General features: G+C 71.9%; 10 protein-coding genes. 7 read left to right on the forward strand and 3 right to left on the reverse strand.

What is annotated here, in order from left to right; all coding sequences use genetic code 11:
- Positions 1-404 precede the first annotated feature (404 nt).
- From ACZ4E1_RS39685 to ACZ4E1_RS39700, 4 genes are all read left to right on the forward strand, one after another.
- Entirely contained in the window at positions 405-575 is a 171-nt protein-coding gene (locus ACZ4E1_RS39685) for a Trm112 family protein (protein WP_399131015.1), read from the forward strand.
- A 30-nt stretch (positions 576-605) separates the two neighbouring features.
- Positions 606-1733, forward strand: coding sequence for an SIS domain-containing protein (locus ACZ4E1_RS39690; RefSeq protein WP_467548776.1), 1128 nt, complete (start codon positions 606-608; stop codon positions 1731-1733).
- A gap of 93 nt (positions 1734-1826) precedes the next feature.
- Positions 1827-2978 (forward strand): mannose-6-phosphate isomerase, class I, encoded by a 1152-nt coding sequence (gene manA / locus ACZ4E1_RS39695; protein WP_467548778.1) that lies wholly within the window; start codon positions 1827-1829, stop codon positions 2976-2978.
- A gap of 128 nt (positions 2979-3106) precedes the next feature.
- Entirely contained in the window at positions 3107-4084 is a 978-nt protein-coding gene (locus ACZ4E1_RS39700) for a cation diffusion facilitator family transporter (protein WP_467548779.1), read from the forward strand.
- 294 nt (positions 4085-4378) lie between these two features.
- On the opposite strand, the gene lepB is transcribed toward ACZ4E1_RS39700, so the two are convergent.
- On the reverse strand, positions 4379-5041 hold the full coding sequence (lepB, locus tag ACZ4E1_RS39705) for a signal peptidase I (protein ID WP_467548781.1): 663 nt from the start codon (positions 5039-5041) through the stop codon (positions 4379-4381).
- A gap of 311 nt (positions 5042-5352) precedes the next feature.
- Here lepB and ahcY point away from each other — a divergent pair, with 311 nt between their 5' ends.
- Entirely contained in the window at positions 5353-6801 is a 1449-nt protein-coding gene (gene ahcY / locus ACZ4E1_RS39710; protein ID WP_467548782.1) for an adenosylhomocysteinase, read from the forward strand.
- Between the two features lie 201 nt (positions 6802-7002).
- Positions 7003-7617 (forward strand): hypothetical protein, encoded by a 615-nt coding sequence (locus ACZ4E1_RS39715; RefSeq protein WP_467548784.1) that lies wholly within the window; start codon positions 7003-7005, stop codon positions 7615-7617.
- Positions 7618-7626: 9 nt separating this feature from the next.
- On the opposite strand, the gene ACZ4E1_RS39720 is transcribed toward ACZ4E1_RS39715, so the two are convergent.
- Positions 7627-8601, reverse strand: coding sequence for an RDD family protein (locus ACZ4E1_RS39720; RefSeq protein ID WP_467548786.1), 975 nt, complete (start codon positions 8599-8601; stop codon positions 7627-7629).
- Positions 8602-8706: 105 nt separating this feature from the next.
- Here ACZ4E1_RS39720 and ACZ4E1_RS39725 point away from each other — a divergent pair, with 105 nt between their 5' ends.
- Positions 8707-9714, forward strand: coding sequence for a stage II sporulation protein M (locus ACZ4E1_RS39725; protein WP_467548788.1), 1008 nt, complete (start codon positions 8707-8709; stop codon positions 9712-9714).
- Between the two features lie 175 nt (positions 9715-9889).
- On the opposite strand, the gene ACZ4E1_RS39730 is transcribed toward ACZ4E1_RS39725, so the two are convergent.
- Positions 9890-10115, reverse strand: a 226-nt coding sequence (locus ACZ4E1_RS39730) for a hypothetical protein (RefSeq protein WP_467548790.1), incomplete at its 5' end; no start/stop codon positions are given.

Here is a 10115-nt window from a genome sequence, read left to right on the forward strand (position 1 = left end):
TCCGGCGCCCCGAGCGCGCATCCGGTCGCCCCGTCTCGGGGCCGCATTCCGGTCTCCCCAGCCTTGGGCAGTCTGCCGCCTGGGGCGGCACGGGTGGGCAAGGCGGCACCCCAGCGCCGGACGCGCGATGAAGGAGGCGTCGGCCCCAGCCCCGCCCGGGCACGGGGCACCCCACGGGACACCCGGCCAACGAGGCACCCCCATCCCGGCCCCGCCCAGACCCAGCCACCTGCCCCACACCCATCCCCGCCCCACAACAACCCCGCCCCCCGCCGGAGAGGCACAGGCATCGGGCCCCGCCCGCCCCCCAGCGGTACGCTGACCAGGTCACACCAAGACACCCGGAAGAACACCGACCGACCACCCGACGGACCCCGACGTCCGTCCCCCGGAGGGAAACGCCCATGCCGCTCGAAGCCGGCCTCCTGGAGATCCTCGCCTGCCCGGCCTGCCACGCCCCGCTGAAGGAGGCCGAGGCCGAGCTGATCTGCACCGGCAAGGACTGCGGCCTGGCCTACCCGGTCCGCGACGGCATCCCCGTCCTCCTCGTCGACGAGGCCCGCCGCCCCGCGTAACCCCCCCACCGCGAAGCAGGAGACCGACGCATGTTCGACGAAACCCTCCTGGACGACCCGGACGCGCTCGCCCGAGCCGACCGCCGGGGCCTGCTCCGCGGTGCCGCCGAAGCGGGCGCCCGCGTCCGCACGGCGGTCCTGCACGCCACCGAGGCCGGTATCGGCGACCTCAAGCCCGACGGCCGCCCCCGCACCCTGCTGATCGCGGGCCCCGGCACCGCCGCCCTCGGCGTCGCCGACCTCCTCCGCCGTCTCGCGGGCGCCGCCTGCCCCGTCGTACGGCTGCGCACCACCGGCGTCGCACCCGCCCCCGGCGCCCTGCGCTGGGAGCTGCCCGGCTGGGCAGGCGCCGTCGACCTGCTCCTCGTGGCGACCCCCGACGGCAGCGAGCCCAGCCTGTCCCTCCTCGTCGAGCAGGCCTACCGGCGCGGCGTCTCCGTCGTCGCCGTCGCCCCCGCGGGCGCCCCGCTCACCGAGGCCGTCGCCCGCGCCCACGGCCTCTTCGTCCCCATGGCGACCGCCCCGTACGAGCAGGACGAGCCGGACGCGGCCTCCGCCCCCGGCGCCCTGTGGGCCCTGCTCACCCCGCTGCTCGCCCTGCTCGACCGCACCGGTCTGCTCGACGCGTCCCCCGAGGCCCTGGAGAAGGTCGCCGACCGCCTCGACCGCACCGCCGAGCGCTGCGGCCCCGCCATCGCCATGTACGGCAACCCGGCCAAGACCCTGGCCTCCGAGCTCGCCGAGGCCCTCCCGCTGATCTGGACCGAGGGCGCCGCCGCGGGCCCCGCCGGCCGCCGCTTCGCCGCCGCCCTCGCCGAGCTGGCCGGCAGGGCCGCCCTGGCCGCCGACCTGCCCGAGGCGATGCCCGCCCACGGCGCGCTGCTGACCGGCTCCCTCGCCGCGGGCGCCGACCCCGACGACTTCTTCCGCGACCGCGTCGAAGAGGTCCAGGCCCTGCGCGCCCGCGTCGTCCTGCTCCGCGACCGGCCCGCCGGCAGCCTGAGCGCCGCCCCGGCCGCCCGCGAGCTCGCGCTCTCGCACGACACCGCGATCAGCGAGCTGGAGCCCGAGGAGGGCAGCGACCTGGAGACGCTCGCGGAGCTGATCGCCGTCACGGATTTCGCCGCCGTTTACCTGGGCCTCGCCTCCACGGCGTGAAGTAGTCCCGCCGGCCCGCAGCCACGCCGCCGGCTCACAGGCACGCCGGCTCGTAGTCCCGCCGCCTCGCCCGACGCGTACGGAGAACGCCCCATGGACCGCCTCACCAACCCCGTCCGCCCCTACGCCTGGGGCTCCGCCACCGCCATCCCGCACCTCCTGGGTGTGGAACCGACCGGCGAACCCCAGGCCGAGATGTGGATGGGCGCCCACCCGGGAGCCCCCTCCGGCACCGACCGCGGCCCGCTCAACCAGGTCATCGACGCCGCCCCCGAGCGCGAACTCGGCCCCGAGACCGTCGCCAAGTTCGGCCCCCACCTGCCCTTCCTCCTCAAACTCCTCGCGGCGGGCGCCCCCCTCTCCCTCCAGGTCCACCCCGACCTGCGCCAGGCACAGGAGGGTTACGAGGCCGAGGAGCGCGCCGGGATCCCCCTCGCGGCCCCGCACCGCAACTACAAGGACGCCAACCACAAGCCCGAACTCGTGTGCGCGCTCACCGAGTTCGACGGCCTGTGCGGCTTCCGCGACCCCGAGGAGTCCGCCCGCCTCCTCGAAGGCCTCGGCGTCGACAGCCTCAAGCCCTACGCCGACCTGCTGCGCGCCCACCCCGAAGAGGCCGCCCTGCGCGAGGTCCTCACCGCGATCCTCAGCGCCGACCGCACCGAGATGGCGCACACCGTCACCGAGGCCACCGCCGCCGCCCAGCGCCTCGGCGGCCCCTACGCCCCCTACGCGGACCTCGCCCACCACTTCCCCGGCGACCCCGGCGTGATCGCGGCCATGCTCCTCAACCACGTACGGCTGCAGCCCGGCGAGGCCCTCTACCTCGGCGCCGGCGTCCCGCACGCCTACCTGGACGGCCTCGGCGTCGAGATCATGGCCAACTCCGACAACGTGCTGCGCTGCGGACTGACCCCCAAGCACATCGACGTCCCCGAACTGCTGCGCATCGTCCGCTTCGAGGCCACCGACCCCAACGTCCTGCGCCCCGAGGCCTCCCCGGACGGCGAAGAGGTCTACGACACCCCCATCGACGAGTTCCGCCTCTCGCGCCACGTCCTGCCCGCGAGCAGCGGCCGCCACGACCTGACGGCCCCCACCCCGCAGATCCTGCTCTGCACCGCCGGCACGGTCCGGGCCGGCGAGCTCGACCTCGGCCCCGGCCAGTCCGTGTTCGTCCCCGCGGGCGAGAAGGCCGAAGTGTCCGGTACGGGCACGATTTTCCGCGCCACAGTCGTGGCCTGAGCTCCGTCCCACGCGCCCCGTGCTGCAACAATGACCCACTGCAAAAGGCAAGCAAAACAGCGCCTCCTGCCTCAGCGGCACAGGACGTCACAGCAGCACGGGTCGTACGAAGGGACACCGGGAACAACATGAGTGCTTCAGGCGGAGCCAAGGCGATCGTGGCGGCACTCGCCGCCAACCTCGCCATCGCGGTAGCGAAGTTCGTAGCGTTCCTCTTCAGTGGCTCCTCGTCGATGCTCGCCGAGTCCGTCCACTCCCTCGCCGACTCCGGCAACCAGGGACTGCTGCTCCTCGGCGGCAAGAAGGCCCAGCGCGAGGCCACCCCGCAGCATCCCTTCGGCTACGGCCGCGAGCGCTACATCTACGCGTTCCTCGTCTCCATCGTGCTCTTCTCCGTCGGCGGCATGTTCGCCGTCTACGAGGGCTACGAGAAGATCAAGCACCCGCACGACCTCGAGCACTGGTACTGGCCGGTCGGCGTTCTCGTCTTCGCGATCATCGCCGAGAGCTTCTCCTTCCGTACGGCCATCAAGGAGTCGAACGAGCTGCGCGGCAAGCTCAGCTGGGGCCAGTTCATCAAGCGCGCCAAGGCGCCCGAGCTGCCCGTCGTTCTCCTGGAGGACTTCGGCGCGCTGATCGGTCTGATCCTCGCCCTGTTCGGCGTCGGCCTCACCCTCGCCACCGGTGACGGCGTCTGGGACGGCATCGGCACGCTCTGCATCGGCATCCTGCTCATCGTCATCGCGATCGTGCTCGCTCTGGAGACCAAGTCGCTGCTCCTCGGCGAGGCCGCCGGCACCGAGGAGGTCGAGAAGATCGAGAAGGCGGTCGTCGACGGCGACACCGTCACCGGTCTCATCCACATGCGCACGCTCCACCTCGGCCCCGAGGAGCTCCTCGTCGCCGCGAAGATCGCCGTCCGGCACGACAACACCGCCGCCGAGGTCGCCCGCGCCATCGACGCGGCGGAGACCCGTATCCGCGCCGCCGTCCCGATCGCCCGCGTCATCTACCTCGAGCCCGACATCTACAGCGAGACCGCTGCCGCCGAGGGCGCCGACCCCGCGGCCACGCCGGGCGGCCCGACCCCGACCCCGGCCCACTGACCTGAACAAGTGAAGGGGGCGGCGAGCTTCAAGCTCGCCGCCCCCTTTTCGGGTCTCCAGGCCCGCTCAGGCCCACGCCCACCCCCGTAACCCGCCCCGAGGCCACGGCCCGTCGATCCTCGGCGACCGCGCGCTCACCCGGAGAGCGGCCGGACCATGTACGCGGCCCCGGCCCCCGCCCCGCTGCGGCGCCGGCCCCACGGCAACATCAGCACGCCCCGGCCATCCCTCCGCGGCTTCCACCCCAGGCGACCCAAGGGCCCGCGCCGGCCACTGCCGAACCGGCCTCCCCGCTCACCTCTGAACCGGCCACCCCGCCCACCGCATCGCCTCGTCCCGCCGCCGCGCCTGCCGCGCGGCGACCCCACAGGCCAGGCCTCCGATCGCCGAGCCCAGCCCGGCGACCCCCGCCCCCGCGATCACCAGTGGCCGCACCGGACTGTCCACGACCCGCCCCTCCACCGCGCCGAGCGGCACCGAACCCGCGTGGTCGCTCTGGAAATAGCGGGAGTCGTTCGCGTTGCCCCGCTGGTCGCCCATCAGGAACAGCCGACCGGGCGGAACCCGCACGTCGTACGCCGGGCCTCCGTTCGCCTCGCCGCCGCGCAGATACGGCTCGGCCAGATCCCGCCCGTTCAGCCGGGTCGACCCGGTCGGCCCACCGGCGTGCGCCACCCGGTCGCCACCGAGCCCCACGACCCGCTGGAGCACGGGCCGCCCGCCGTAGCGCGAGGGCATCGACAGCAGCACCACATCGCCCCGGCGCACCTCGCTCCCGTCCATCCGCTCGACCAGCAGCCGCGCGCCGACCGAGTAGGTCGGCTCCATGCCTCCGCTCGCCGCGGACACGCCCCGGTACCCCGTCGCGAGCCACCCCACCGACCCCACCAGCGCCACCACACCCAGCGGCCCCAGCAGCCAGGCCGCCATCAGCAACCGGCGCGCCTTCTCGTTCATACGTTTCCCTCCCCGCGCCGCTCACCTGCGAAGCCGCGCGGGGAGAGGCTAGCCCCGGCGGACGGGGTGGGGCCGGGCGAGGCGATCGGTGTAGATTCGTCACGAGCCAGACGTCGCTGCTGATGGCGGTCGGGCGGCCCGCACGCTGGGTCGGCCGAGGGAGAGAGGGCCTCCGACGGACTGCGCTGCGAGTATCGGAGGACACCTGTGTCCGAAGACGCCCGCAGACCAGCCATGCGTGCCCGCCCCGCAAGGACGCGGCGCACCAGCCCACCTCGACCGACTGCACTGCACCGAGGAGCAGCTCACACATGACTTCCGCACAGGACTTCAAGGTCGCCGACCTCTCCCTCGCGGCGTTCGGCCGCAAGGAGATCACCCTCGCCGAGCACGAGATGCCCGGCCTGATGTCGATCCGCAAGGAGTACGCGGAGGCCCAGCCCCTGGCCGGCGCCCGCGTCACCGGCTCCCTGCACATGACGGTCCAGACGGCCGTCCTCATCGAGACCCTGGTCGCCCTCGGCGCCGAGGTCCGCTGGGCGTCCTGCAACATCTTCTCGACGCAGGACCACGCCGCCGCCGCCATCGCCGTCGGCCCGAACGGCACCCCGGACAACCCCCAGGGCGTCCCCGTCTTCGCCTGGAAGGGCGAGACGCTGGAGGAGTACTGGTGGTGCACGGAGCAGGCTCTGACCTGGCCGAACACCCCCACCGGCGGCCCGAACATGATCCTCGACGACGGTGGTGACGCCACCCTCCTCGTCCACAAGGGCGTCGAGTACGAGAAGGACGGCAAGGTCCCCTCGACCGACACCGCCGAGTCGGACGAGCACCGCGTCATCCTCGAGCTCCTCAACCGCACCATCACCAACGGCTCGCAGAAGTGGACCCAGCTCGCGTCGGAGATCCGCGGCGTGACGGAGGAGACCACGACGGGTGTCCACCGTCTCTACGAGATGCACCGTGACGGCACGCTGCTGTTCCCGGCGATCAACGTGAACGACGCCGTCACCAAGTCGAAGTTCGACAACAAGTACGGCTGCCGCCACTCGCTGATCGACGGCATCAACCGCGCCACGGACGTGCTGATCGGCGGCAAGACCGCCGTCGTGTGCGGTTACGGCGACGTGGGCAAGGGCTGCGCCGAGTCCCTCCGGGGCCAGGGCGCCCGGGTGATCATCACGGAGATCGACCCGATCTGCGCGCTGCAGGCGGCGATGGACGGCTACCAGGTCACGACGCTGGACGAGGTCGTCGACCAGGCCGACATCTTCGTCACCACGACCGGCAACAAGGACATCATCATGGCCTCGGACATGGCCAAGATGAAGCACCAGGCCATCGTCGGGAACATCGGCCACTTCGACAACGAGATCGACATGGCCGGCCTCGCGAAGACCCCCGGCATCGTGAAGGACGAGGTCAAGCCGCAGGTCCACACCTGGACGTACCCGGACGGCAAGGTCCTCATCGTGCTGTCCGAGGGCCGCCTGCTGAACCTGGGCAACGCGACCGGTCACCCGTCGTTCGTGATGTCCAACTCGTTCGCGGACCAGACGCTGGCCCAGATCGAGCTGTTCACCAAGCCCGAGGAGTACCCGACCGACGTCTACGTGCTGCCCAAGCACCTCGACGAGAAGGTCGCCCGTCTCCACCTCGACTCCCTCGGCGTCAAGCTCACCCAGCTGCGCCCGGAGCAGGCGTCGTACATCGGCGTCGAGGTCGACGGCCCGTACAAGCCCGACCACTACCGCTACTGAGCACCCGCTGCTCCGCACGCATCACCCCGCCTGACACCAGGCCGAGCTGAACCGCGCTGCAAGGACAGGCCCCCGCACCCCCGTGCCGGGGGCCTGTCCCGTGGAGCGGCCCGCACCCGCCGGCCCGATCACCGGCGGCACGGACCCGTCAGACAGCCCGGACCCGCGTCACCGGGCCAGACAGAGGACGCCACGAACCCCATGCCCCGCGGCCGATATTCGCTCCATGATCCGCACGATCACACCCCCCTCGGTGAAGAACACTTCCACTGCGCACCCGGCCCCTCCGGCTGGCGCTACGTGGCCCAGCGGACCACCCCCTCCGGCGATCACTCCGGCTCGATCGACCTCGCCCTCGACGAACTCGGCCGCCCCCTCCGCCTCGAACTGAACGCGGCGAGCTGGCAGGTCCGAGGAGCCGCCCTCGACGGCGTCACCTGGGTACGTACCGACCCCACCGGCACCCACGCCACCGAAGGCAACGCACCCGCGCACGCGTTCACCGGCACGTCCCCCGCGTTCCTCGTCGCCACCGCACGACTGCTGCGCCTCACCCCCGCATCCCCCTCGACCCGCGTCCGCTTCGTCGCCCTGACCGACCCCGTGCTGGCGCCCCGCACGCTGGACCAGTCCTGGACCTTGCTGGAAAGCGAAGCACACGCCACTGACAACGGGCCCCTGATCGTGGACGCGTACCAGGTCACAGCCCTGGACACGGGCGAGCAGCACACCGTCCACATCAGCGGCGACGTCGTCCTCGCCGCCCCCGGCATCGAGCTGGAACACCTCGAGACCCCGCCCTCGACGTTCCCCTGACGGGCCGGATCACGCAGGCGGCACGAACCCGGTCGCGGGCGGCTCGGTCCGCTCATCCGCGTCCGTGGGCTTCCGCAGCGACGGCGGGGGAGCACCGGCGTCCCCGCTGTACGGGCCCGGCCCGCCCGGCGCAGCGAAGCCGGTGGCCGGCGGCGCATACGGAGAAGGAGCACCGGCAGCAGCCCCCGGCGGCACGGCCCCCGGCGTGACCGGAGCCGCGACCTGACCGGTCCCACCCGTCCCGAACGCCCGCTGAGCCTCCCGTGCCTGCCGCTCGTGCACCACGGCCGCCAGGAACGCCGCCGGCGGCACCCCCTGCGGCACCTGGGTCCCCGTACGTGCCGCGAGATCCGCCGCCAGCCCCTCGGCCATCCGCCACCCCACCTGCGGATCCAGCTGCCCCATCCGCGTCAGGTACTGCCGCACCGCCAGCCACAGCCCCTCGGGCACCGCCGACAGATCCAGCTCCGCGAACCGCCCCACCAGCCAGGCGGGCGGCGCCGGCACGAACGAGGCCTGCCCGGCCGGCACCCGCTCCCGCACGACGAGCGTCCCCGCGAACACGTCCCCGAGCCGCCGCCCCCGCGCCGACACCAGCGACGCGATGCACGCCACGACACCGAACGTCATGAGGATCTCGACGACACCGACGGCCCCGCGTACCAACGCGTGCCGGAACCGGATCGGCCCGCCGTCGTCCCGCACCACCCGCAGCCCGCACACGAGCTTCCCGAGCGAGCGCCCATGACTCAGCGTCTCCACGGCGATCGGAATCCCGACCAGCACCAGCAGGAACATCGCCACCGACAGCGCGGCCGCCGCGGCGTCGTCCAGCGACGCCGTCGCCGCGACCACGCCGATCGACACCACGATGTAGACGGCGAACGCCACCACCAGATCGATGAGCACGGCGAGCGCCCGGCTCGGCAGTTTCGCGGGCCGCAGCTCGAGCGCCACGGCCTCACCTGTCACCAGCTCGCTCACGCCGGCCACCCACCCTTCCCCGACCTGCCCTTGGAAGCGCCAGTCTGCCAAGCTGAGCTCACATCGCGCCGTACAGGTGCCGGAAAGCCAGGAGCAGCAGACCGGATGGACCTCGATGTCTTCGTGTCAGCCCACCGAGCCGAGTGGGACCGCCTGGACGCCTTGCTGCGCCGCCGGCGCCGCCTCTCCGGTACGGAGGCGGACGAACTGGTCACCCTGTACCAGCGCACCGCCACTCATCTCTCGCTGATCCAGTCGAGTGCCCCGGACCCCCGGATCATCGGCCGCCTCACCCAACTCGTGGCACGCGCGCGTAGTGCCGTCACGGGAACCCGCACCGCTTCATGGCGCGACGTGACCCGCTTCCTCACCCGCGGATTCCCGGCGGCTGTCTACCGGGCACGCCACTGGTGGGTCCCCACCGCGCTCCTCTCCACGGCGATAGCCGCCCTGATCGGCTGGTGGATAGGCACGCACCCCGAGGTCCAGGCCTCCATAGCCGCCCCGTCCGAACTACGGGAGATGACCCGCCCCGGCGGCCAGTACGAGACGTACTACTCGAGCCACCCCGCGGCGTCCTTCGCGGCACAGGTGTGGACGAACAACGCCCAGGCCGCCGCGATGTGCCTCGTCCTCGGCATCTTCCTGGGCCTGCCGGTCCTCTGGATCCTCTTCCAGAACATGCTCAACGTGGGCGTGGGCATCGGCCTCATGACCTCCGCGGGCCGCCTGGACACGTTCCTCGGCCTGATCCTTCCCCACGGCCTCCTCGAACTGACCGCGGTCTTCGTCGCGGCCGGCACAGGCCTGCGCCTCGGCTGGACGGTCATCGACCCCGGCCCACGCACCCGCCGCACCGCACTCGCCGAAGAGGGGCGAGCCGCCCTGGGCATGGCGATAGGCCTGGCCCTCGTCCTCTTCGTCTCCGGAGCCATAGAAGGCTTCGTCACCCCGTCGGGTCTGCCCACCTGGGCGCGGATCGGCATAGGCATCGCCGCCGAGCTCGCGTTCCTCGTGTACGTCTATGTCCTCGGCGGCCGGGCCGTACGAGAAGGCGAGTCCGGGGACCTGGAGGCGGCCGAGCGCAGTGCCGTGCAACCGACCGCCGCTTGATGTGCGAACCGCCCCTGTGACCTGCTAGTCTCCTCTCACCCGGAAAGACCGTTGACACGGCCTGGAAGGGGAGGTAGATTCGAACAGTTGACCCGAGCTGGACATCATCGGCTCCAACGGTTAGCATCTAGCGCGCTTCACGAAATAACATTCTTCGAGAAGCCCCTCCGATTAATCAGAAATGATCGCCGGTCAGACCGGCCCAAAACTTCTGATAAAGTCGGTTCAGCCGAAAGGCAAAGGCCCTCCAGCGGCCACCGGAAATTGAATCCGAACCGGAAACGGAACGGAAAAAGGATCTGGTAAGGTTGGAAACGCAAGACCGAAGGGAAGCGCCCGGAGGAAAGCCCGAGAGGGTGAGTACAAAGGAAGCGTCCGTTCCTTGAGAACTCAACAGCGTG

The sequence above is a fragment of the Streptomyces sp. NPDC025806 genome (genome assembly GCF_055558275.1).

Excerpts from the sequence above, each read along its gene's own strand:
- lepB (WP_467548781.1), bottom strand. The coding sequence starts at position 5,041 with ATGAACGAGAAGGCGCGCCGGTTGCTGATGGCGGCCTGGCTGCTGGGG.
- ACZ4E1_RS39700 (WP_467548779.1), top strand. The coding sequence starts at position 3,107 with ATGAGTGCTTCAGGCGGAGCCAAGGCGATCGTGGCGGCACTCGCCGCC.
- ACZ4E1_RS39685 (WP_399131015.1), top strand. The coding sequence starts at position 405 with ATGCCGCTCGAAGCCGGCCTCCTGGAGATCCTCGCCTGCCCGGCCTGC.
- ACZ4E1_RS39725 (WP_467548788.1), top strand. The coding sequence starts at position 8,707 with ATGGACCTCGATGTCTTCGTGTCAGCCCACCGAGCCGAGTGGGACCGC.
- ACZ4E1_RS39690 (WP_467548776.1), top strand. The coding sequence starts at position 606 with ATGTTCGACGAAACCCTCCTGGACGACCCGGACGCGCTCGCCCGAGCC.
- manA (WP_467548778.1), top strand. The coding sequence starts at position 1,827 with ATGGACCGCCTCACCAACCCCGTCCGCCCCTACGCCTGGGGCTCCGCC.
- ACZ4E1_RS39715 (WP_467548784.1), top strand. The coding sequence starts at position 7,003 with ATGCCCCGCGGCCGATATTCGCTCCATGATCCGCACGATCACACCCCC.
- ahcY (WP_467548782.1), top strand. The coding sequence starts at position 5,353 with ATGACTTCCGCACAGGACTTCAAGGTCGCCGACCTCTCCCTCGCGGCG.